Source organism: Streptococcus parasanguinis (genome assembly GCF_040908565.1).
In the GTDB taxonomy this organism is placed as follows: Bacteria; Bacillota; Bacilli; order Lactobacillales; family Streptococcaceae; genus Streptococcus; species Streptococcus parasanguinis_AC.
The window spans coordinates 29,831-52,090 of the sequence record NZ_JBDGEA010000002.1; the positions used below are offsets into that span (position 1 = coordinate 29,831).

General features: G+C 43.5%; 20 protein-coding genes and 2 tRNA genes. 20 read left to right on the forward strand and 2 right to left on the reverse strand.

Going from position 1 to position 22,260, the window contains the following annotated elements:
- Positions 1 to 46 precede the first annotated feature (46 nt).
- The 6 genes from AB5Y61_RS01275 to rsmA all read left to right on the forward strand — a co-directional run bounded on the left by AB5Y61_RS01275 (position 47) and on the right by rsmA (position 3,996).
- On the forward strand, positions 47 to 670 hold the full coding sequence (locus AB5Y61_RS01275) for an HI_0552 family protein (protein ID WP_368402757.1): 624 nt from the start codon (positions 47 to 49) through the stop codon (positions 668 to 670).
- A 153-nt stretch (positions 671 to 823) separates the two neighbouring features.
- Positions 824 to 958, forward strand: a complete 135-nt coding sequence (rpmH, locus tag AB5Y61_RS01280) for a 50S ribosomal protein L34 (protein ID WP_003003086.1) — start codon at positions 824 to 826, stop codon at positions 956 to 958.
- A 125-nt stretch (positions 959 to 1,083) separates the two neighbouring features.
- Positions 1,084 to 1,854, forward strand: coding sequence for a TatD family hydrolase (locus AB5Y61_RS01285; protein WP_368402759.1), 771 nt, complete (start codon positions 1,084 to 1,086; stop codon positions 1,852 to 1,854).
- Positions 1,826 to 2,410 (forward strand): ribonuclease M5, encoded by a 585-nt coding sequence (rnmV, locus tag AB5Y61_RS01290; protein ID WP_368402922.1) that lies wholly within the window; start codon positions 1,826 to 1,828, stop codon positions 2,408 to 2,410. Before AB5Y61_RS01285 ends, rnmV begins: the two co-directional genes overlap by 29 nt.
- A gap of 20 nt (positions 2,411 to 2,430) precedes the next feature.
- The gene (locus AB5Y61_RS01295) at positions 2,431 to 3,057 is read left to right on the forward strand and encodes an immunity protein Imm33 domain-containing protein (RefSeq protein WP_368402761.1); all 627 of its coding nucleotides are present in this window, start codon (positions 2,431 to 2,433) and stop codon (positions 3,055 to 3,057) included.
- 63 nt (positions 3,058 to 3,120) lie between these two features.
- A complete protein-coding gene (rsmA, locus tag AB5Y61_RS01300; protein ID WP_368402763.1) occupies positions 3,121 to 3,996 on the forward strand; it encodes a 16S rRNA (adenine(1518)-N(6)/adenine(1519)-N(6))-dimethyltransferase RsmA in 876 nt (291 codons plus the stop codon).
- Positions 3,997 to 4,039: 43 nt separating this feature from the next.
- Here the strand turns inward: rsmA and AB5Y61_RS01305 are convergent.
- Both AB5Y61_RS01305 and AB5Y61_RS01310 read right to left on the reverse strand, forming a co-directional pair.
- Positions 4,040 to 4,128 (reverse strand) — tRNA-Ser (locus AB5Y61_RS01305).
- Between the two features lie 4 nt (positions 4,129 to 4,132).
- Positions 4,133 to 4,215: transfer RNA gene (locus AB5Y61_RS01310), tRNA-Leu, on the reverse strand.
- 198 nt (positions 4,216 to 4,413) lie between these two features.
- Between AB5Y61_RS01310 and rsgA the strand changes: the two genes are divergently transcribed.
- From rsgA to AB5Y61_RS01380, 14 genes are all read left to right on the forward strand, one after another.
- Positions 4,414 to 5,292, forward strand: a complete 879-nt coding sequence (gene rsgA / locus AB5Y61_RS01315; protein ID WP_368402764.1) for a ribosome small subunit-dependent GTPase A — start codon at positions 4,414 to 4,416, stop codon at positions 5,290 to 5,292.
- 14 nt (positions 5,293 to 5,306) lie between these two features.
- Positions 5,307 to 5,966, forward strand: a complete 660-nt coding sequence (gene rpe / locus AB5Y61_RS01320; protein ID WP_315377180.1) for a ribulose-phosphate 3-epimerase — start codon at positions 5,307 to 5,309, stop codon at positions 5,964 to 5,966.
- Entirely contained in the window at positions 5,959 to 6,591 is a 633-nt protein-coding gene (locus AB5Y61_RS01325) for a thiamine diphosphokinase (protein ID WP_368402765.1), read from the forward strand. Before rpe ends, AB5Y61_RS01325 begins: the two co-directional genes overlap by 8 nt.
- A gap of 1 nt (position 6,592) precedes the next feature.
- Complete coding sequence (locus tag AB5Y61_RS01330; protein ID WP_368402766.1) at positions 6,593 to 7,843, forward strand: DNA recombination protein RmuC; 1,251 nt, start codon at positions 6,593 to 6,595, stop codon at positions 7,841 to 7,843.
- Positions 7,830 to 8,777: a 3'-5' exoribonuclease YhaM family protein gene (locus tag AB5Y61_RS01335; RefSeq protein WP_368402768.1), complete on the forward strand. Its 948-nt coding sequence runs from the start codon at positions 7,830 to 7,832 to the stop codon at positions 8,775 to 8,777. The genes AB5Y61_RS01330 and AB5Y61_RS01335 overlap by 14 nt, the downstream gene beginning before the upstream one ends.
- Positions 8,778 to 8,910: 133 nt before the next feature.
- Positions 8,911 to 9,726 (forward strand): pur operon repressor, encoded by an 816-nt coding sequence (purR, locus tag AB5Y61_RS01340; RefSeq protein ID WP_368402769.1) that lies wholly within the window; start codon positions 8,911 to 8,913, stop codon positions 9,724 to 9,726.
- Between the two features lie 22 nt (positions 9,727 to 9,748).
- Positions 9,749 to 10,285, forward strand: coding sequence for a hypothetical protein (locus tag AB5Y61_RS01345; protein ID WP_368402771.1), 537 nt, complete (start codon positions 9,749 to 9,751; stop codon positions 10,283 to 10,285).
- Between the two features lie 206 nt (positions 10,286 to 10,491).
- Positions 10,492 to 10,905: a 30S ribosomal protein S12 gene (gene rpsL / locus AB5Y61_RS01350; protein WP_001142332.1), complete on the forward strand. Its 414-nt coding sequence runs from the start codon at positions 10,492 to 10,494 to the stop codon at positions 10,903 to 10,905.
- Between the two features lie 19 nt (positions 10,906 to 10,924).
- A complete protein-coding gene (gene rpsG, locus AB5Y61_RS01355) occupies positions 10,925 to 11,395 on the forward strand; it encodes a 30S ribosomal protein S7 (RefSeq protein WP_003003105.1) in 471 nt (156 codons plus the stop codon).
- Positions 11,396 to 11,640: 245 nt separating this feature from the next.
- A complete protein-coding gene (fusA, locus tag AB5Y61_RS01360; RefSeq protein ID WP_368402773.1) occupies positions 11,641 to 13,722 on the forward strand; it encodes an elongation factor G in 2,082 nt (693 codons plus the stop codon).
- A gap of 288 nt (positions 13,723 to 14,010) precedes the next feature.
- Positions 14,011 to 15,021 carry a type I glyceraldehyde-3-phosphate dehydrogenase gene (gene gap / locus AB5Y61_RS01365; RefSeq protein WP_006151032.1) on the forward strand — a complete coding sequence of 337 codons (1,011 nt, stop codon included), beginning with the start codon at positions 14,011 to 14,013 and terminating at the stop codon, positions 15,019 to 15,021.
- 228 nt (positions 15,022 to 15,249) lie between these two features.
- Complete coding sequence (locus AB5Y61_RS01370; RefSeq protein WP_368402775.1) at positions 15,250 to 20,046, forward strand: endo-beta-N-acetylglucosaminidase; 4,797 nt, start codon at positions 15,250 to 15,252, stop codon at positions 20,044 to 20,046.
- Positions 20,047 to 20,249: 203 nt separating this feature from the next.
- Positions 20,250 to 21,449 carry a phosphoglycerate kinase gene (locus tag AB5Y61_RS01375; RefSeq protein WP_368402776.1) on the forward strand — a complete coding sequence of 400 codons (1,200 nt, stop codon included), beginning with the start codon at positions 20,250 to 20,252 and terminating at the stop codon, positions 21,447 to 21,449.
- Between the two features lie 265 nt (positions 21,450 to 21,714).
- Positions 21,715 to 22,248 (forward strand): aromatic acid exporter family protein, encoded by a 534-nt coding sequence (locus tag AB5Y61_RS01380; protein WP_368402777.1) that lies wholly within the window; start codon positions 21,715 to 21,717, stop codon positions 22,246 to 22,248.
- The last annotated feature ends 12 nt before the right edge of the window (positions 22,249 to 22,260 follow it).

Below are 22,260 nucleotides of genomic sequence, written 5' to 3' on the forward strand. Positions count from 1 at the left end.
GGTTGAGCCGATCTCTCCCTTTTTGTTGGGACTAGAAAGGAAGCAAATGGAATTTATAGCGATTCGAGAGTTTTTAAAACTTCAAGGAATGAAATACCAGGCTCCGGCAAAAGCAGGGGAGCTAGCCCCAGAGATGGAGCGGTATCGCGCCCTAGCTCAAGCAGCTCGTAAGGAATTCACTAATTTGGTCTCAGCCTTTCAGCAGCGTCACCCCTACTTGGAGCAAAATCGAACCAGCCAGTGGATGAATCAGGCTCAGATCTTGCGGCCTCATTTTTGGGCCTATCTAAAAGGTGAAGGGACGATGGCAGAACCCATGTTTGCTTTGAGACTTTATGGAGACGCAACTGATTTTGGTGTTTCCCTAGAGGTGAGCTTCATTGAGAGAAAAAAAGATGAGCAGAGCATACAAAAGCAACACAAGGTTCTATCTGTACCCATCACTCAGCCAGTCTATTATCTAGCTCAGGAAAACGGGGAGAGTCGAAGAGTAGAAGGGACAGAAAGTAATCGCCATGATCTGTTGCAAGCAGTAGCAGAAGGGGTGGTTCGTAAGGTTCTCGTCAAATACGATGTTTCTCTAGTCAAGGAGGGTTCTCTTGAGGATATCCTAGATCAGTTGCAAGAGGCGCTGGTGGCTCTGGAACCCTATTATTTAGCTACGCGTTAGGTATACTAAAGAATTCTCAGAGCTCCATTTGCAACAATTTTCTCATAGCTATTGACAAATAGCGCTGAATCCGATAGAATAGTAAAGTATGTTTAGTAACTGATCACAACTAGCCGGCTAAACGAATACAAAATCTATGAGGAGGTATTCATCGTGAAACGTACTTATCAACCAAGTAAACTTCGTCGTGCGCGCAAACATGGTTTCCGTCACCGTATGGCAACTAAAAATGGTCGTCGCGTATTGGCAGCTCGTCGTCGTAAAGGACGCAAAGTTTTGGCTGCCTAATTCAGATAAAAACCTAAAAACCAGTAGAAACTCGAGACTACTGGTTTTTGTTTTGTCCGAAAGTGAATTTAGAGGCGCTTTCTGCTATAATAGAAAGAAGAAAAACTCGGAAGAAAAGGAAGATCATGCAGATTTTTGATACCCACACCCATCTCAATGTGGAAGAATTCGCAGGAAAAGAACAAGAAGAGCTCGACTTGGCCAAAGAAATGGGTGTTGTAGCCCACAATATCGTTGGTTTTGACAAACCGACCATTGAGCGAGCTTTAGAATTGGCAGACCAGCACCCAGAAGTTTATCTCACCCTTGGTTGGCATCCTACTGAGGCGGGCGATTATAGTCCTGAGGTAGAGGCCTACTTGCTTGAACAATTGAAACATCCCAGGGTCGTTGCGCTAGGAGAAATCGGTCTGGACTACCACTGGATGACAGCACCTAAAGAAGTACAGGAGAAAGTTTTCCGTCGTCAGATTCAGCTGTCTAAGGAACTGGACTTGCCTTTTGTAGTGCATACGCGTGATGCGCTAGAAGATACCTATGCCATTATCAAGAGTGAAGGAGTGGGACCTCGAGGTGGGATCATGCATTCTTTCTCGGGAAGTCTAGAAGAAGCTAAACGCTTCATGGATCTGGGAATGATGATCTCTTTTTCTGGCGTGGTGACCTTTAAGAAGGCGACAGACATTCAGGAAGCAGCCAAAGAGTTACCTTTGGACAAAATCTTGGTCGAAACAGATGCCCCCTATCTCGCTCCTGTTCCTAAGCGGGGCCGTGAAAATAAAACAGCCTATACCCGTTATGTCGTAGACTTTATTGCAGAGCTTCGTGGAGTGACAACAGAAGAAGTGGCTCAGGCAACCTATGACAATGCAAGAAAGGTATTTGGCCTTGACTGAGAAAAGAAAAATACCAGAAGTGATTGTCGTGGAGGGCAAGGACGATACGGCCAATCTGAAACGCTATTACGAGGTGGATACCTATGAAACGCGAGGCTCTGCGATTGACCAGGATGACCTAGAACGAATTGCTATCTTGCAAGAGTTGCGTGGAGTCATTGTCTTTACGGATCCGGATTACAATGGGGAGCGCATTCGTAAGATTATCATGCAAGAAATTCCGCAAGCCAAGCATGCCTTTTTAAATCGTGGCGAAGCAGTACCAAAATCCAGAACCAAGGGGCGTTCCTTGGGAGTGGAGCATGCCAGCTTTGAAGACTTAGAGAAGGCCCTATCTGGACTCGTAGGTTCTTATGAAGATGAGCATTTCTTTGATATTACCAAGTCGGACTTGATGCGGCTCGGTCTGCTGATGGGCAGTGACAGTCGCAAACGACGGGAATATCTAGGCGAATCCTTGCGTATCGGCTACTGTAATGGCAAGCAATTGCTCAAACGCTTGGAGTTGTTTGGAATTTGTTTGGCCCAAGTCGAAGAAACGATGGCCAGTTATTAAAAAAGAGATAGAGGTAGAAGATGGGATTGTTCGACCTATTTAAAGATAAGAAAAAAGCGATAGGCTTTTCTTTGGAGAATGTTCAAGCAGAGCACCATAAGAACCCGCGACATTTTTTGATTCCGAGCCAAGAAGAAATCAACCAATTGAAGCTTGGGGACCAGGTTCGCCTTATCTTTGTGCTAGATACAGTCTTGGAGAATGGGTGTCGAGCAGAGCGTATGTGGGTCGAACTCACTGAAATCCACGATGGGAAGTTCAAAGGACGTTTAACCAATCAACCCGCTTATATTACCTCCATCCAGCTTGGAGATGAGCTGGATTTTGCACGGGAACATATTGCAAGCCTGATGGTTCCTCCGCTGAATCTTGATACACAAAAAGGAGCCATGATTACCAAGGATTGCTTCCTACGACGTGAGATTAATTGGGCGATTCACGATGCCCCTCATCATCCACAAGATAGTGGTTGGCAATTCTTTACAGGCTTTGAGTCCCAGGAAGATTTGGATGATTCATCTAAGATCACCATTATCAGTCTTGAAGACGCCTTGGAAATGGAGCCCTTGTTGGAAACCATCTTAGATAAGAACGGGGAGGCTTATGTTTATCAAGCGGAGCAGAATGCCTTTGTGGAAGACTGTTAGATTAGCCTGCGGAGAAAAAAGAGAGAGTATATCTCACACTAAACGGATTAGAAAAGAGAAAAAATGAGAATTGCAGATTATAGCGTGACCAAGGCAGTCCTTGAACGCCATGGCTTCACCTTTAAAAAATCCTTCGGTCAGAACTTCTTGACCGATACCAACATCCTTCAAAAAATTGTGGATACGGCTGAGATTGATAAGCAGGTCAATGTTATCGAAATCGGTCCCGGAATTGGAGCTTTGACTGAGTTTTTGGCAGAAAATGCCGCAGAAGTCATGGCCTTTGAGATTGATGACCGTTTGGTTCCTATCTTAGCGGATACCTTGCGTGATTTTGACAATGTCACGGTTGTCAACCAAGACATCCTCAAGGTAGACCTCAACCAGTACATCGCAGAGTTTAAAAATCCAGAGCTTCCAATTAAGGTAGTAGCCAACCTTCCTTACTACATCACGACTCCCATCCTCATGCACTTGATCGAGTCTAAAATTCCTTTCCAAGAATTTGTGGTCATGATGCAAAAAGAGGTAGCAGATCGCATCTCAGCTGAGCCCAACACCAAGGCTTACGGGTCTTTGTCCATTGCAGTCCAATACTATATGACGGCTAAGGTAGCCTTTATTGTGCCTCGCACTGTCTTTGTGCCAGCGCCAAATGTCGACTCTGCCATCCTCAAGATGGTCCGTCGTGAAGAACCAGCAGTAACCGTCAAGGATGAAGATTTCTTTTTCTCTGTCAGCAAGGCTAGCTTTGTCCACCGCCGCAAAACGCTTTGGAACAACTTGACCAGTCGCTTTGGCAAGACCGAAGAAATCAAAGCCAAACTGGAAGCCGGGATCGAAGCTGCAGGCCTGCAACCATCTGTACGAGGAGAAGCTCTTAGTTTAGAAGACTTCGCCCGCTTAGCAGATGGCCTTCTAGAAGCAGGAATAAAATAACAGAAAAGCCATAGGTTATAACCTATGGCTTATTTGCATCGTAAGGAAAGGACGGGATTTGAACCCGCGCGTGAAGAAAATCCACTTGCCGGATTTCGAGTCCGGTGCCGTACCAAGCTGGGCCACCTTTCCAAGATGCGGAGAAAGGGATTTGAACCCTCACGCCCGAAGGGGCACATGCGCCTGAAGCATGCGTGTCTGCCGTTCCACCACCTCCGCATAGTTCTATTATACACTTTTTAGGAAAATTGCCAAGGAAAAAAAGGAAACACGTCAAAGTCCCTAACATGAAAACCATAGACAATATGAGACTACAACCTGTTACGGGAAGTGTTTGCAGATTTTCTTATCAAGCAATCCAGCCTTATTTCTCATTTTTTGGTATAATAGATAGTATTAATCTCAAAGGAGTGCGATTTGCAAGGAACCATCGTCAAGGCCTTGGCTGGCTTCTACTATGTGGAGTCAGACGGCCATATTTACCAGACACGGGCTCGTGGAAATTTTAGAAAAAAAGGAGAGACTCCTTATGTGGGGGATCAGGTGGAGTTCTCTGCTGAAGAGAATTCGGAAGGCTACATTTTGAGTATTGCCCCTCGAAAAAATAGCCTCGTGCGCCCTCCAATTGTCAATATTGATCAGGCAGTAGTCATCATGTCGGCTAAGGAGCCGGATTTCAACGCCAATCTCTTGGATCGTTTTCTGGTCCTTCTAGAACACAAGGGGATTCATCCCATTGTCTATATTTCAAAACTGGACTTGTTAGAAGATATGGAAGATATCCACTACTACCAAGGAATCTATCAGGCCATTGGCTATGATTTTGTCTTGTCGATTGAGGAACTTTTGCCCCTTTTAACCCATAAAACCACCGTCTTTATGGGACAGACCGGTGTCGGAAAATCAACCTTGCTCAATAAAATCGCTCCGGATTTAGAACTTGAAACGGGTGAAATCTCAGATAGTCTGGGGCGTGGTCGACACACGACCCGAGCTGTCAGCTTTTACCATTTAAATGGAGGAAAGATTGCGGATACACCAGGTTTTTCATCCCTTGATTATGAAGTGACAACCAGTGAAGATTTAAATCAAGCCTTTCCAGAAATCGCAGACGTGAGCCACTCTTGTAAATTTCGTACCTGTACTCATACGCATGAGCCTGCTTGTGCAGTGAAACCAGCTGTTGAAACAGAAGAAATTGCGACTTTCCGATATGAGGATTACTTGCAATTTCTAAGTGAGATTGAAAACCGTCGCGAAACCTATAAAAAAGTTTCGAAAAAAATGCCAAAATAGGAGACAATAGAAGAATGAAAACAATGAAACTAGCACCCTCAATTTTGAGTGCAGATTATGCCAATTTTGAAAGTGAGTTGAAACGCTTAGAAGCAGCTGGAGCTGACTATGCTCATATCGATGTCATGGATGGTCATTTTGTGCCAAATATCAGCTTTGGAGCTGGAGTCGTAGAGAGTATGCGTCCGCATAGCAAGTTGGTCTTTGATTGCCACTTGATGGTAACCAATCCCGAACACCACATTGAAGAATTTGCCCGTGCAGGTGCGGATATCATCAGCATTCATGTGGAAGCGACTCCTCATATCCATGGAGCTCTTCAAAAAATTCGTCAAGCCGGTGTGAAAGCTAGTGTTGTAATTAATCCAGGAACTCCTGTAGACAGTATCAAACACGTCTTGAACTTGGTGGATCAAGTCTTGGTCATGACCGTTAATCCAGGATTCGGTGGCCAAGCCTTTCTTCCAGAAACAATGGACAAGGTGCGCGAATTAGCAGCTCTTCGTGAAGAGAAAGGCTTAGACTTTGATATCGAAGTCGATGGCGGAATTGATGGCCAAAGTATTTCCCAAGCAAAAGAAGCAGGAGCTAATGTCTTTGTAGCGGGCTCTTATGTCTTTAACGGCGATGTCAATGAGCGTGTGCAAACGCTCCGAGATGCCATCAATGGTTAATATAGGAGTATTGGCAGGTGGAGATTCTTCACTACTACCAAAAGATCAAGAGCTATACGTAGGTGTCGATGGAGGCTGTTTGAAGTTGCTGGAACAAGGCTTGTCTTTAGATATGGCTGTGGGGGATTTTGATTCCATTTCTGAAACTGATTTGAGCAAGATCCGCACCCAAGCCAAGCAAGTGATTCAGTCCGTCCCTGAAAAGAACGATACGGATTTGGAATTGGCCTTGAAAGCAGTCTTTGAAGCCTATCCAGATGCTACAGTCACAGTTTACGGTGCCTTTGGTGGTCGCTTGGATCACTTTTTGTCTAATATCTTTTTGCCGACCGATCCAGACCTAGCTCCCTATATGGAGCAGATCCAATTAGTCGATGGTCAAAATCGTCTGATTTACAGACCAGTTGGCTGTCATGAGATTCAGCCAGATCCTACTAAGCCCTATGTTGGTTTTATGCCTGTCGGACAAGGTCGCGTAGAGATCACAGGGGCCAAGTATCCGCTCCATCCGGAGAATTATTTTTTGAAGGCCATGTATGGCTCCAATGAATTTTTAGATCAACCGATTCAAGTGAGTCTCGACCGTGGCTATCTTGTCATAGTTTATAGTAAAGACAGAGGTTAATATGAATATCATTCTGCTTCTGATTGGCCTGCTCAATCTGGGCCTCCTCATCTATCTCTTGCAACGGTCAGATGATACAAGACCGGCTTTACGAGAGATGCTGGAAGACCACGAGGATCATTTGACAGACCAGTTGGACTATCGTTTTGAAAAAGAAAGACAAGCAAGCCAGATTGCCAATCAACAGTTAGAGATTGCCCTGACAGATCGCTTGACCGAGATGCGAGTGGAGATCCACCAGCAGACGACAGCTCTGCGCGCTGAGATGAATGAGCACTTCACCAAAAATCGGGACAAAACAGATGAGCGCATGCGCCAGATCCAAGAGTCCAATGAAGTGCGGCTAGAACAGATGCGCCAAACGGTAGAAGAAAAGTTGGAGAAAACCTTACAACACCGCTTGCAGACCTCCTTTGAGACGGTTTCAAAACAATTGGAGTCGGTCAACAAAGGGTTGGGAGAAATGCAGACGGTGGCGAGAGATGTTGGAACTCTCAATAAAGTTCTTTCGAACACCAAGACCCGTGGGATTATGGGCGAATTGCAACTGGGTCAAATCATTGAAGATATCTTGACACCAGCCCAGTATGAGCGGGAGTTTGTCACCGTTCCTCAATCCAGTGAGCGCGTGGAATATGCCATTAAGCTTCCGGGACAAGGAGAGGAGCCAGTCTATCTGCCGATTGACTCTAAATTCCCACTGGAAGACTACTATCGTCTGGAAGAAGCTTATGAATCAGGAGAGAAAGAGGAGATCGAGCGTTACCGCAAGGCCCTTCTTGCTAGTATCAAGCGTTTTGCCAAAGATATCCAACAAAAATACCTCTTTCCGCCAGCGACAACTAATTTTGGAATTCTCTTTTTGCCAACCGAAGGCCTTTATTCGGAAGTCGTTCGCAATCCAGAATTCTTCGATCGCTTGCGTCGGGAAGAACAAATTTTAGTAGCTGGTCCAAGCACGCTATCTGCCCTTTTGAACTCCTTGTCTGTCGGCTTTAAAACGCTCAATATTCAAAAAAGTGCAGACGATATCAGTAAAGTGTTAGGATCGGTCAAATCAGAATTCCATAAGTTTGGAGGGATTCTCGCTAAGACCCAGCGTCATTTAAAGAATGCTTCCAATAATATTGATGATTTGCTAACCAGACGGACCAGTGCCATCGAGCGGACGCTCCGCCAAATCGAAAGCGATGAAGACCTGCTGGGACTAGATGTATATATAGAAGATGGAGAAGATGATGGTCAAAATTAACCAAATGAAAAAAGATGAATTGTTCGAAGGATTCTATTTGATCAAGACAGCAGAAGTGCGTCAAACGCGGGCTGGGAAGAACTACTTAGCCTTTGTCTTCCAGGATGAGACCGGTACGATCGAAGGCAAACTATGGGATGCTCAACCTCACAATGTAGAAAGTTTTATGGCTGGGCGCGTGGTCCATATGTCTGGACGTCGAGAAGTTTACAATAATACTCCGCAAGTCAACCAATTAAACATGCGCTTGCCACAAGCAGGAGAGCCCAACAATCCAGCAGACTTCAAGGAAAAACCACCAGTAGATCCTAAAGAATTGCATGAATACTTGTCAAACATGATTTTCAAAATTGAAAATCCAGTCTGGCAACGGATTGTCCGTGCCCTCTATGGAAAATATGAGAAAGAGTTTTATAGCTATCCAGCTGCTAAGACCAACCATCATGCCTTTGAAGCAGGTCTCGCTTATCATACGGCGACCATGGTCCGCTTGGCAGATAGTATCGGCGATATCTATCCTCAGTTGAATAAAAGCTTGCTCTTTGCAGGGATTATGTTACACGATTTGGCCAAAGTGATCGAGTTGACAGGACCAGAAAATACGGAGTACACTGTTCGAGGCAACCTCATTGGCCATATTGCGCTGATCGATGAAGAAATCACCAAGGCTTTGCAAGAGTTGAAGATTGATGATCAAAAAGAAGAAGTGATTGTCCTTCGTCATGTGGTCTTGAGTCACCATGGCTTGCTGGAATACGGCAGTCCTGTTCGTCCCAAAATCATGGAAGCAGAGATTATTCATATGATCGATAATTTGGATGCAGAGATGATGATGATGACGACAGCACTTGGCTTAATCGGCCCTGGTGAGATGACCAATAAAATCTTTGCTATGGAAAACCGATCTTTCTATAAACCGAATATCGATCAGTAAAAACAGAGATAAATACGGAAACTATTCCAAAAAAAAAGAAAAAAATTAGGGAAAAACGGCCTTCTGTAAATCAGAATGTTCGTTTTTTTCTATTCTTATGGTATAATGATAGAAAAAACTACATGGTGAGAAAATGAAATTAAGAAGAAGTGAACGGATGGTCGTGATTTCTAATTACTTGATCAACCATCCTTATGAATTAACCAGCCTCAATACATTTGCGGAAAAGTATGAGTCTGCCAAATCTTCCATCTCAGAAGATATCGTGATTATCAAGCGGGCATTTGAAGAGATGGAAATTGGAAATATTGAAACCATCACAGGAGCTGGAGGAGGCGTGATCTTTACGCCATCTATCTCGGATCAAGAATCCAAAGAAATTGTTGAAGATCTCTGCAAGCAACTATCAGAAAGTGATCGTATCCTTCCTGGTGGCTACATTTACTTGTCTGATCTTTTGAGCAATCCAAAGATTTTGAATCGTATTGGCCGCATCATTGCTAAAGCCTTCCGAAATAAGAAGATTGATGCTGTCATGACCGTAGCGACCAAGGGAGTTCCTCTAGCCAATGCAGTGGCCAATGTCTTGAATGTTCCATTCGTCATTGTCCGTCGTGATTTGAAAATCACAGAAGGGTCAACCGTTAGTGTCAACTATGTTTCAGGCTCAAGTGGAGATCGCATTGAGAAAATGTTCCTTTCAAAACGGAGCCTAAAAGCAGGAAGTCGGGTCTTGATTGTCGATGACTTCCTTAAAGGTGGCGGAACGGTTAACGGGATGGTCAGCCTCTTGTCTGAATTCGATTCTGAATTAGCAGGTGTAGCTGTCTTTGCGGATAATGCTGCAACCGACCGTGAATTCTTCGAACACAAATCCTTATTGCGCGTGACCAACATCGATGTAAAAGAAAATAAATTGAGCGTCGAAGTTGGGAATATCTTTGATTAAGAGCAACAAAGGAGGATCAAAAGTGAAAAGAATTTTAGATCGATTTGATAATAGTCCTTTGTGGATTCGCTTGGTGACAGTTCTGTCTCTATCCTTTATTTTGGTAGCTGGTTTGTATACCGTTAAAAAGAATACGGCTGCCCAGGTAACGACAGAAATTCAACCTGCTAAAAAAACAGGCTCCCTTCCAGTAAAAAAGGAAACAAAGGAAGAAAAAAAAAAGAAGGAAGAAAAGAAAAATACAGAAGCTGCTGAAAAAGCAGTCGTTCAAATGGAAACAACTCCAAGTCAAGATTCTGTGAACGCTGCCCAGGCTGCTGTGAAGAAAGTCAAAGATGCGACTCAAAAGCAATCGCTTGAAGCCCGCATCCAATACATCGCTAACTATTATGGACTGACCTATGAGAGTGACACAGCGGCAACACAGCAGACTCAAACAGACGCTAATGCCAATGCTGGAGTAGCTGGAGCTAATGCGACAGTTCAACCACAACAGCAACAACAGTATGCACCGGCTGCAGATACAGGGGCTGAAGAACCTGCTGAAGCTGGGCAATAATGAACTTTTTAGACTTCTTTAAAAAATAAAAAAACATCTTGCAATCAAAGTGCCGTCATGTTATAATAATAGACGGTACTTTTTACTTTTGGTCTCTCAAGAGTGTACAGGGACGTGCTGACAAATGTTGCAAAAGTACACACAGATGGTAGCTGTCACCAAGTGTATCATCACCAAAAATAAAAAAAATTCACAGGAGAATGTAGATGCCTACAATTAACCAATTGGTTCGCAAACCGCGTAAATCAAAAGTAGAAAAATCTAAATCACCAGCTTTGAACGTTGGTTACAACAGTCATAAAAAAGTTCAAACAAACGTTTCTTCACCACAAAAACGTGGTGTTGCAACTCGTGTTGGAACAATGACACCTAAGAAACCTAACTCAGCCCTTCGTAAATTCGCTCGTGTACGTTTGAGCAACTTGATCGAAGTAACTGCTTATATCCCAGGTATCGGACACAACTTGCAAGAACACAGCGTGGTTCTTCTTCGTGGTGGACGTGTAAAAGACCTTCCAGGGGTACGTTACCATATCGTCCGTGGAGCACTTGATACTGCAGGTGTAAACGATCGTAAACAAGGCCGTTCTAAATACGGTACTAAACGTCCAAAAGCATAAGGAAAGGGGATAAAGAGAAATGAGTCGTAAAAACCGTGCGCCTAAACGCGATGTATTGCCAGATCCGCTTTACAATTCACAATTAGTTACTCGTCTTATCAACCGCGTTATGCTTGATGGTAAACGTGGTACAGCTGCTTCAATCGTTTACGGAGCTTTCGAACAAATTAAAGAAGCTACTGGAAACGATGCTCTTGAAGTATTTGAAACAGCTATGGAAAACATCATGCCTGTACTTGAAGTACGTGCTCGCCGTGTCGGTGGTTCTAACTACCAAGTCCCAGTTGAAGTTCGTCCAGAACGTCGTACAACCCTTGGACTTCGTTGGTTGGTAACCATCGCTCGTCAACGTGGTGAACACACAATGGTTGATCGTCTTGCAAAAGAAATCTTGGATGCAGCGAACAACACTGGTGCAGCAGTTAAGAAACGTGAAGATACTCACCGTATGGCTGAAGCTAACCGTGCATTCGCACACTTCCGCTGGTAAGATTAAGATACTGAGGGCGTTAAGAAAGCGACTGAAAATTAGGAAGCTTGATGAAGAATCAAAGATTCTAGGAAAGCTTATCTATTTTCCAAGCTTTTAGCCCGAGTTCAATTCAACTTTTCTTACAAGTTGGAACAAAAACTTAGCATGAAAACACTGAGAACGGGTAGGTCCTGCCTATCCGTTTTTATTAAATCATGTTATAATAGAAGATAGAAATAAAAAATATAGGAGAAACAAACCTCATGGCACGCGAATTTTCACTTGAAAAAACTCGTAATATCGGTATCATGGCTCACGTCGATGCTGGTAAAACAACTACAACTGAGCGTATCCTTTACTATACTGGTAAGATTCACAAAATCGGTGAAACTCACGAAGGTGCGTCACAAATGGACTGGATGGAGCAAGAGCAAGAACGTGGTATCACCATCACATCTGCCGCTACAACAGCTCAATGGAAAGACACTCGAGTAAACATCATCGACACACCAGGACACGTGGACTTCACGATCGAAGTTCAACGTTCACTCCGCGTTTTGGACGGTGCTGTAACCGTTCTTGACTCACAATCAGGTGTTGAGCCTCAAACTGAAACAGTTTGGCGTCAAGCAACTGAATACGGAGTTCCACGTATCGTATTCGCAAACAAGATGGATAAAATCGGTGCTGATTTCCTTTACTCAGTAAGCACACTTCATGACCGTCTTCAAGCAAACGCTCACCCAATTCAATTGCCAATCGGTGCTGAAGATGACTTCCGCGGAATCATTGACTTGATCAAGATGAAAGCTGAAATCTACACGAACGACCTTGGTACAGATATCCTTGAAGAAGATATTCCAGCTGAATACCTTGAACAAGCTCAAGAATACCGTGAAAAATTGATTGAAGCAGTTGCTGAAACTGATGAAGACTTGATGATGAAATACCTTGAAGGGGAAGAAATCACTAACGAAGAATTGAAAGCTGGTATCCGTAAAGCAACAATCAACGTTGAATTCTACCCAGTACTTTGTGGTTCTGCCTTCAAGAACAAAGGGGTTCAATTGATGTTGGATGCAGTCCTTGACTACCTTCCAAGCCCACTTGATATCCCTGCAATCAAGGGTGTAAACCCAGATACAGACGAAGAAGAAGAACGTCCAGCATCTGATGAAGAGCCATTTGCAGCTCTTGCCTTCAAGATCATGACTGACCCATTCGTAGGTCGTTTGACATTCTTCCGTGTTTACTCAGGTGTCTTGAACTCAGGTTCATACGTATTGAACACTTCTAAAGGTAAACGTGAACGTATCGGACGTATCCTTCAAATGCACGCCAACACTCGTAAAGAAATCGAAACAGTTTACTCTGGAGATATCGCTGCTGCCGTTGGTTTGAAAGATACTACAACTGGTGACTCATTGACAGATGAAAAAGCAAAAATCATCCTTGAATCAATCGAAGTTCCAGAACCAGTTATCCAATTGATGGTTGAGCCTAAATCTAAAGCAGACCAAGACAAGATGGGTATTGCCCTTCAAAAATTGGCTGAAGAAGATCCAACATTCCGCGTTGAAACAAACCCTGAAACTGGTGAAACAGTTATCTCTGGTATGGGTGAGTTGCACTTGGATGTCCTTGTTGACCGTATGAAACGTGAATTCAAGGTTGAAGCTAACGTTGGTGCTCCTCAAGTATCTTACCGTGAAACATTCCGCGCTTCTACACAAGCACGTGGATTCTTCAAACGTCAATCTGGTGGTAAAGGTCAGTTTGGTGATGTTTGGATCGAATTTACTCCAAACGAAGAAGGTAAAGGATTCGAGTTCGAAAATGCGATCGTCGGTGGTGTGGTTCCACGTGAATTCATCCCTGCAGTAGAAAAAGGACTTCAAGAATCTATGGCGAACGGTGTCCTTGCTGGATACCCAATGGTTGACGTGAAAGCGAAGCTTTACGATGGTTCATACCACGATGTCGACTCATCTGAAACTGCCTTCAAGATCGCTGCATCTCTTGCACTTAAAGAAGCTGCTAAGACTGCACAACCTGCTATCCTTGAACCAATGATGCTTGTAACCATCACAGTTCCTGAAGAAAACCTTGGGGATGTTATGGGTCACGTAACTGCTCGTCGTGGACGTGTAGATGGTATGGAAGCACACGGTGCAAGCCAAATCGTTCGTGCTTATGTGCCACTTGCTGAAATGTTCGGTTACGCTACTGTTCTTCGTTCTGCAACTCAAGGACGTGGTACCTTCATGATGGTATTTGACCACTACGAAGATGTACCAAAATCAGTACAAGAAGAAATCATTAAAAAAGCTAAAGGTGAAGCATAATTTATCGAAGCTTGAATGCTCCTCCCAAATAGGGGGGAGCATTTATTTGTTTATAGCTCTAGAATTTGTATATAAATAGAAAAAGGCAAATTATATGGGATGTAGACTTTGTGAAAAACACGTATAAATATGTTCGTGCTCTATGATAAATCTTGCTTTTCGTTGGGAAATAGTTGCTTTTTAATGCAATAAAGTATATAATAGAGACTGTTAAAAGATGTTTGGCACTGTGTCAAGTTACTCTTTTCACAAAAATTTTTTTTGATTTTCATAAGGAGGAAATCACGAATGGTAGTTAAAGTTGGTATTAACGGTTTCGGTCGTATCGGTCGTCTTGCTTTCCGTCGTATCCAAAACGTAGAAGGTGTTGAAGTTACTCGCATCAACGACCTTACAGATCCAGTTATGCTTGCACACTTGTTGAAATATGACACAACTCAAGGTCGTTTCGACGGTACTGTGGAAGTTAAAGAAGGTGGATTCGAAGTTAACGGTAAATTCGTTAAAGTTTCTGCTGAACGTGATCCAGAACAAATCGACTGGGCTAACGACGGCGTAGAAATCGTTCTTGAAGCAACTGGTTTCTTTGCTAAGAAAGAAGCTGCTGAAAAACACTTGCACCCAGGTGGAGCTAAGAAAGTTGTTATCACTGCTCCTGGTGGAAACGACGTTAAAACAGTTGTATTCAACACTAACCACGACGTTCTTGATGGAACTGAAACAGTTATCTCAGGTGCTTCATGTACTACAAACTGTTTGGCTCCTATGGCTAAAGCTCTTCAAGACAACTTCGGTGTTGTTGAAGGATTGATGACTACTATCCACGCTTACACTGGTGACCAAATGATCCTTGACGGACCACACCGTGGTGGTGACCTTCGTCGTGCTCGCGCTGGTGCAGCTAACATCGTTCCTAACTCAACTGGTGCTGCGAAAGCTATCGGTCTTGTAATCCCTGAATTGAACGGTAAACTTGACGGATCTGCACAACGCGTTCCAACTCCAACTGGATCAGTTACTGAATTGGTAGCTGTTCTTGAAAAGAACGTTACTGTTGATGAAGTGAACGCAGCTATGAAAGCAGCTTCAAACGAATCATACGGTTACACAGAAGATCCAATCGTATCTTCAGATATCGTAGGTATGTCTTACGGTTCATTATTTGACGCAACTCAAACTAAAGTTCTTGATGTTGACGGTAAACAATTGGTTAAAGTTGTTTCATGGTATGACAACGAAATGTCTTACACTGCACAACTTGTACGTACTCTTGAATACTTTGCAAAAATTGCTAAATAATTCATCTGTATGATGAGAGGAGGGTAACCTCCTCTTTTTTTGTACTTTATTTAGTTTCTCCTCACCTTATTATAGGATTGGCTGAAATGAATTGACAGACCTCTCTTTAAAGGGGTAAACTAAATCTGAGTGAAGATTTCCAATCAAGAAAAATGAAAGCGGTTGCAATATAGTGGAGGAGGAGTGTTTTAGGAGATTGGAAATCAGTAAAATAAAATGGAGGTCAAGATGAAAAGTCACCAATTTGAAAAACAACAACGTTTTAGTATCCGAAAGTTTAGTGTGGGAGTTTGCTCTGCATTAATTGGCTTAGCGTTTTTAGGAACAGGTGCTGTCTCAGCAGATGAGACCATTTCTACTAGTGAACAACCTTTAGAAGCATCTTCAGCATCGACAGAAGATATCAATCATTTGATCAGGGAAGCGGGAGTCTACACTGCAGATGCAGCACTTCCTACAGTTGATCCTGCAAAACTAGCTACAGCAGAAACGGTCACTCCAGAGGCTAGTCCTGCAAGCACAGAAGCTAGCCCGACGACGAAAGATACTCCAGCCGTTTCAGCGACGGAACAACCAAAAGCAGTCGCAGAAAAAGTGGAAGATTTACCAACCAATGAAGAAAAACAATTAAGACCGAAAGAAGTTAAGTTCGATACCTGGGACGATCTCTTGAAGTGGGAACCAGGAAAACGAGTGGATGACGATATGAACAGAGCAAGCGTCCCACTTGCGAGTCGTTTTCAAGGGAAGCAAATCAACGAGCAAGCCAACCCAGATGCAAAGATCCAAGCCCTTTCTAACATGAACTCAAAAGCTAAGGATCATGCTTCCGTCGGTGGGGAGGAATTTAAGGCCTATGCTTTTGATTACTGGCAATATTTGGATTCCATGGTCTTTTGGGAAGGCTTGGTGCCATCAGCAGATGTGATTGATGCAGCCCACCGAAATGGGGTTCCTATTTATGGGACAATCTTTTATAACTGGTCTAGCAGCATCAAGGATCAAGAACATTTTGCAGAAACCTTGAAAGAAGATAGTGAGGGATCTAAGACCTTCCCGATCGCCCGTAAATTAGTCGAACTTGCCAAGTACTATGGTTTCGATGGCTACTTTATCAACCAAGAAACAACAGGGAACTTAGTAGAGCCTTTAGGGCCAAAATTAAGAGATTTCCTTCTTTATACCAAGGAGTATGCGAAGAGCATCAACTATCCGATCAAGTACTCTTGGTATGATGCTATGACTTATGAATATGGTCGCTACCATGAAAATGCACTGGGTGAATACAACTACAATTTCATGCAGCCTGAAAATGGGGAAAATCCAGTTGATACTTTCTTTGCCAACTTTAACTGGGGCAAATCAGAAGTCGATTATTCGATCAGTACGGCTAAATGGATCCAGCGCAATCCTTATGATGTTCTAGCTGGACTGGAACTCCAAAAAGGGGGATCTTATAAGACCAATGTCGACTGGAATGCTATTTTAGATGAACATGGTAAGTTGCGTCTATCTCTTGGGCTTTATGCACCTGATACCATTACAGGTCTAGGAAAGACGGGAGAAGGTTACCATACTCATGAAGATCTATTCTGGACAGGTTTCCAAGGAGATCCGACTAAAGGAAAACCAGCAGACCAATCTTGGTACGGAATGTCTAATTTGGTTGTGGACAAAACCCCTATTACAAGTGAAGATTTCAATACTTCCTTCAATACTGGACACGGGAAACACTGGTTTGTGGATGGCAAGATTTCTAAAGAAGGGGAGTGGAACTACCGTTCTGTTTCCGGCTACCTTCCAACCTGGCGTTGGTGGGTAGAGCATAGTGAAGATAGTACGCCATTAAAAGGTCGCTATGATTTTGATCAAGCCTACAATGGAGGAAATTCTCTAGCCTTTGAAGGAGATTTAAAAGCCAATAGCAGTCAAAATGTCATGCTCTATTCGACCAAGATTCCTGTGACAGAAACGACCAAATTGAGCGTCAGTCATAAAGGTGGGGTCGGAGCAGTAGCTTGGGTAGCTGTTGCCACCAAAGAAGACTACTCTGAATACGAATGGAAAGAATTGACACCGAGTGCGGATTGGTCTACTCAAACCTTTGATTTGGGAAGTTTGGCTGGCAAGACCATTTATGCTGTGAAGATGTTTTTTGACCATGATACAGATGTCAAAGATTACAAGTTCAACCTCGGCCAATTGTCGATTACGTCAAACCAAGAGAAACCAGCGACTCCAGCAGAAGTCACCGTTCGGGCAAAACGCCTACAAAATGCGCAAGAAGCAGAAGCAGTTCTCAATTTTAAAGGGGTAGCAGATGCGGATTATTATGAAGTCTATGAAAAAGATGGCGACAACTGGCGTCTCTTAACAGGGTCTTCTGCGACAACCGTCTATCTACCAAAAGTTAGTCGTTCAGCAAGTGCTGAAGGAACCACTCAGGAACTCAAGGTTGTGGCAGTTGGGAAGAACGGTCAACGTTCGGATGCGGGAACTGTAGCCTTTGATTGGGGGATGAACGTGTCAGATACCAGTCTTCCAAAAGCCCTAGCACCAAACGTGGTCATCGGAGCCAAAGTGATCGGTTCGAGCTTCCCAGATGCGGATAGTAGTGAAGGCATTGAAGGCATGTTAAATGGGACTATTACCAGTCTTTCAGATAAATGGTCTTCTGCTCAATTGAGTGGAACCGTCGATATCCGCTTGACACAACCTCGGACCATTGTTCGTTGGGTGATGGACCATGCCGGTGCTGGTGGGGAATCCGTTGATGATGGCAAGATGAATACCCGTGACTTCGACCTTTACTACAAGGACGAAGCGGGTGAGTGGAAGCTCGCCAAGGAAGTTCGTGGCAATAAAGCCCATGTATCTGACATTACACTGGATCATCCGATCAAGGCTCAAGACTGGCGCCTCCATGTCATTACAGCAGATAACGGTACCCCATGGCAAGCCATACGGATTTACAACTGGAAGATGTATGAAAGTCTGGATACTGAAACGGTCAACATCCCGATGAAACATGCTGCAGCGCAAAATCTAGGTAATCATTTTGTCCAAGTCGGCTTCAAAGATGTTCCGGCCAATACCACACTGACTCTTTATGCCGATAAAGAAGCCACTAGTCCAATTGCGACCATGACTGCCGATCAAGCTGGAAATCTCATCTTTAAACCACTCGGATTTGAATCAACTCCGTCTCTTCTCTACTATCGTGCGCAAGAACCTGGTAAAGATATCAGTAATGTCTTGGCGATCGAAGTTCCAAAGAATGATAAAGAAATTGCGGGACTCCAATTCGAAGATGGATTGACTAAGAAAGTCTACCGGGAAGGGGATGTCCTCTCCTTGAAAGGAGCAACACTCCGTGTTCATTATAAAGATGGCCAAGCAGATCAACTGGTCAACCTCACCAACTCAGGAGTAGAGGTTCAAGGCTTTGACAGTAGCAAGCTTGGAGAACAACACTTAGAAGTTTCTTACCTTGGTCAGAAATTGGATAAGACGCTCACTGTTTTTGTGATTAGTGCAGAGGAAGCGGGTGAAAAAGCAGTTGCTGGTCTGGAATTGACCGATAAACCAAAAGTGGAATATATTGTCGGGGAAGCATTGGAGAAAGAAGGCGGACGCTTTACAGTCGTCTTTGAAGATGAAACGACCGAAACGCATGCCTTGACAGATGAAGGTGTGGAAGTAACTGGATTTGATGCGACCAAGGAAGGTCGTCAAACTATCACCGTCCATTACAAGGGAGCTAGCACAAGCTTTGATGTCCTCGTCAATCCAAAACCAGCTCTCAACGATGAATACCTCAAGCAAAAATTGGCTGAAGCTGAAGCTGCAAAATCCAAAGTAGACTTTACATTTGCCAGTCCTGAAGTCAAAGAAGCCTTGTTGGCTGGAATGGCTGCTTCTGAAAAAGTCTTGAAAGAGCATGATAGCAGCACACAAGATCAGGTCAATGAGCAGTTGAACCAATTGACCGCTCTCTTGAAAGCCTTGGATGGTCAAGCCAATCTAGTTAAAGAAAAAGAAGATCTTTCTGCTCTGACAGAAGAAGCGACCGCTCTATTAGCAAGCAAGCCAAATCACCCTTCTGGTGACGCTTTGCAGGCACTCCTGGAGAAAAATAAAGAGCTTCTAACTTCTTCAGAGCTCACTCCTGAAGCGCTTGGAACAGCTAAGACAGGTCTAGAGACCTTGATTGCACTCCTGAAAGAAGATAAGCCAGCTGTCTTTGTAGACCCTGCGACTGGAGTCGAAGTTCAATTCTCCAACTTAGAGCCTACTGCTATTAAAGGACTAAAAGTTGCGAAAGTTGAAGCCAATCAGGCAGAAAAAGAAGAGCTGAAGGGCCGAGAAGGAATCGTCTTTGATATTGAAGGCGTCGATGCAAGCGGTCAGGATGTCGATACCCACCATCCATCCCTTGTGAAAATTCCTGTGGATAAGGATAAAGAAGTGGAGCAAGTCCTCTTCTTCCTAGATGGTCAAGCTCCTCAATCCTTGGCTTTTGAGAGAGTTGGAGATGTGGTTATCTTTACAGCTCCTCACTTCACCCACTATGCGATTGTCTATAAGACAACAAGTCCAGTAGTCCTACCGGATCAACCGATCCAACCAGAGGAACCGGCTAAACCAGATCAGCCTGTTCAACCAGATCAGCCTATTCAACCAGATCAACCAGTCCAACCAAGTACCCCAACGAATCCGGATCCAGCTAATCCGTTGAAGCCTACAGCTTCATCTCAAGCGAATCAGTCTGTCCCAACAATTTCTACTAAACATGCTCATGAAGAGGGGGATCACAAGGATGTGGTCGATCAAGAGATCCACCAGTTGTTAAGTGCCCAAAACTCACAGCCAACGGTTCAGCAAGAAATAAAAGATGCAAGCAAAGAAGGTCAATCGGAACACTTACCAAATACGGCAAGCCTAGAAATTTCCTTTGCAGCTGAAGCTGTTCTTTTAGCAGCTTTAGGAGGCTTCCTCTTAGCTGGTAAGAAGAAAGAAGAGTAATTCTTTCAAAAGATTCGTTTGTTCGCTTAAAAAGTCATTCTCAAAAAAACCTCTCTGGTGAAAACTAGAGAGGTTTGATCTTGTATCTAGAAGTGTCGTTCGGATCCAGCGAATTAGAGGGGAAAAGCATTGGATTTTTCTACCTCTTTTACAGCTTTTGTGATATAATTATCATGTATTAAAAAAAGAAGGAGTCATATCTAATGGCAAAATTGACTGTTAAAGACGTTGACTTGAAAGGGAAAAAAGTTCTCGTTCGTGTTGACTTCAACGTTCCTGTAAAAGATGGCGTGATCACTAACGATAACCGTATCACTGCAGCTCTTCCAACTATCAAGTACATCCTTGAACAAGGTGGACGTGCAATCCTCTTCTCTCACCTTGGACGTGTAAAAGAAGAAGCAGATAAAGAAGGTAAATCACTTGCTCCTGTAGCGGCTGACTTAGCTGCTAAATTGGGTCAAGAAGTAAAATTTATCCCAGGTGTTACACGTGGTGCTGAATTGGAAGCAGCTGTTAACGCTCTTGAAGATGGACAAGTTCTCTTGGTTGAAAACACTCGTTTCGAAGATGTTGATGGCAAGAAAGAATCTAAAAACGATCCTGAACTTGGTAAATACTGGGCATTACTTGGAGATGGTATCTTTGTAAACGATGCATTTGGTACTGCTCACCGTGCACACGCATCTAACGTTGGTATCTCTGCAAACGTTGATAAAGCTGTTGCTGGTTTCCTTCTTGAAAACGAAATTGCTTACATCAAAGAAGCAGTTGAAACTCCAGAACGTCCATTCGTAGCTATCCTTGGTGGTTCTAAAGTATCTGATAAGATTGGTGTTATCGAAAACCTTCTTGCAAAAGCTGATAAAGTTCTTATCGGTGGTGGTATGACTTACACATTCTACAAAGCACAAGGTATCGAAATCGGTAACTCACTTGTAGAAGAAGACAAATTGGATGTCGCTAAAGCTCTTCTTGAAAAAGCAAACGGCAAATTGATCTTGCCAGTTGACTCAAAAGAAGCGAACGCATTTGCTGATTACACTGAAGTGAAAGACACTGAAGGTGAAGCAGTAGACCCAGGTTTCCTTGGTTTGGATATCGGTCCTAAATCAATTGCTGAATTCGATAAAGCCTTGACTGGTGCGAAAACAGTTGTATGGAACGGACCTATGGGTGTATTTGAAAATCCTGACTTCCAAGCTGGTACAATCGGTGTGATGGACGCTATCGTGAAACAACCAGGCGTTAAATCAATCATCGGTGGTGGTGACTCAGCTGCCGCAGCGATCAACCTTGGACGTGCAGACAAGTTCTCATGGATCTCTACTGGTGGTGGTGCTTCTATGGAACTCCTTGAAGGTAAAGAACTTCCAGGATTGGCTGCTCTTACAGATAAATAATCAAATTAGAATTAAGAGGCTGGGACAAAAGTCCCAGCCTCTTAATTGTATTTGCATTGTCGAGCAAGACGCAGTGGTTGAGTGGGCTCTACTACGCTGATTTCATCAGCTTTTATAGCCCTACTCAACTGTGCGGAGGTGGGACGACGAAATCGAATTCTAACGAATTACCGATTTCTGTCCCACTCTCTTTTCTTTCTATTTTTACCTGTTCTCTCCTTTCTGAAAATATGGTAGAATAATAGAGATAGAAAGATAGGTGACCATGGATTACTTTAAACGACACAAATTTGATTGGTCCAAATTCCGTTTGGGGATGAGAACCTTTAAAACAGGGATTGCCGTTTTTATTGTACTACTTATTTTTGGAATATTTGGCTGGCACGGCCTTCAGATCGGGACCTTGACAGCTGTTTTTAGTTTGAGGGAAGACTTTGATAAGAGTGTCCACTTCGGGGCTTCGCGTGTTATGGGCAATAGTATCGGAGGTTTTTATGCTGTTTTGTTCTTCCTTTTAAAAACGCTCTTTCATGGAGCGTATTGGGTGACTCTGATTTTTGTCCCAATTGCGACCATGTTAACCATTATGACAAATGTCGCTATGAATAATAAAGCAGGAATTATCGGAGGAGTTTCGGCAATGCTGATTATTACCCTCTCGATTCCTAACGGAGAAACCTTCTTGTATGTTTTTGCCCGAATATTTGAGACCTTTATCGGCGTTTTTGTTGCGATTTTGGTCAATTCGGATGTCGATCGCATTCGAGATTTTCTAAAGAAGCACAAAAAACCTATGTAAGATTATATAACA

Bases quoted from the DNA above. Each gene is read 5' to 3' on its own strand.
- purR (WP_368402769.1), top strand. From the start codon at position 8,911: ATGAAATTAAGAAGAAGTGAACGGATGGTCGTGATTTCTAATTACTTG.
- AB5Y61_RS01330 (WP_368402766.1), top strand. From the start codon at position 6,593: ATGAATATCATTCTGCTTCTGATTGGCCTGCTCAATCTGGGCCTCCTC.
- AB5Y61_RS01375 (WP_368402776.1), top strand. From the start codon at position 20,250: ATGGCAAAATTGACTGTTAAAGACGTTGACTTGAAAGGGAAAAAAGTT.
- rpe (WP_315377180.1), top strand. From the start codon at position 5,307: ATGAAAACAATGAAACTAGCACCCTCAATTTTGAGTGCAGATTATGCC.
- gap (WP_006151032.1), top strand. From the start codon at position 14,011: ATGGTAGTTAAAGTTGGTATTAACGGTTTCGGTCGTATCGGTCGTCTT.
- AB5Y61_RS01335 (WP_368402768.1), top strand. From the start codon at position 7,830: ATGGTCAAAATTAACCAAATGAAAAAAGATGAATTGTTCGAAGGATTC.
- fusA (WP_368402773.1), top strand. From the start codon at position 11,641: ATGGCACGCGAATTTTCACTTGAAAAAACTCGTAATATCGGTATCATG.
- rnmV (WP_368402922.1), top strand. From the start codon at position 1,826: ATGCAAGAAAGGTATTTGGCCTTGACTGAGAAAAGAAAAATACCAGAA.
- AB5Y61_RS01295 (WP_368402761.1), top strand. From the start codon at position 2,431: ATGGGATTGTTCGACCTATTTAAAGATAAGAAAAAAGCGATAGGCTTT.
- AB5Y61_RS01275 (WP_368402757.1), top strand. From the start codon at position 47: ATGGAATTTATAGCGATTCGAGAGTTTTTAAAACTTCAAGGAATGAAA.
- rsmA (WP_368402763.1), top strand. From the start codon at position 3,121: ATGAGAATTGCAGATTATAGCGTGACCAAGGCAGTCCTTGAACGCCAT.
- AB5Y61_RS01285 (WP_368402759.1), top strand. From the start codon at position 1,084: ATGCAGATTTTTGATACCCACACCCATCTCAATGTGGAAGAATTCGCA.
- AB5Y61_RS01380 (WP_368402777.1), top strand. From the start codon at position 21,715: ATGGATTACTTTAAACGACACAAATTTGATTGGTCCAAATTCCGTTTG.
- rpsL (WP_001142332.1), top strand. From the start codon at position 10,492: ATGCCTACAATTAACCAATTGGTTCGCAAACCGCGTAAATCAAAAGTA.
- AB5Y61_RS01325 (WP_368402765.1), top strand. From the start codon at position 5,959: ATGGTTAATATAGGAGTATTGGCAGGTGGAGATTCTTCACTACTACCA.
- AB5Y61_RS01370 (WP_368402775.1), top strand. From the start codon at position 15,250: ATGAAAAGTCACCAATTTGAAAAACAACAACGTTTTAGTATCCGAAAG.
- rpsG (WP_003003105.1), top strand. From the start codon at position 10,925: ATGAGTCGTAAAAACCGTGCGCCTAAACGCGATGTATTGCCAGATCCG.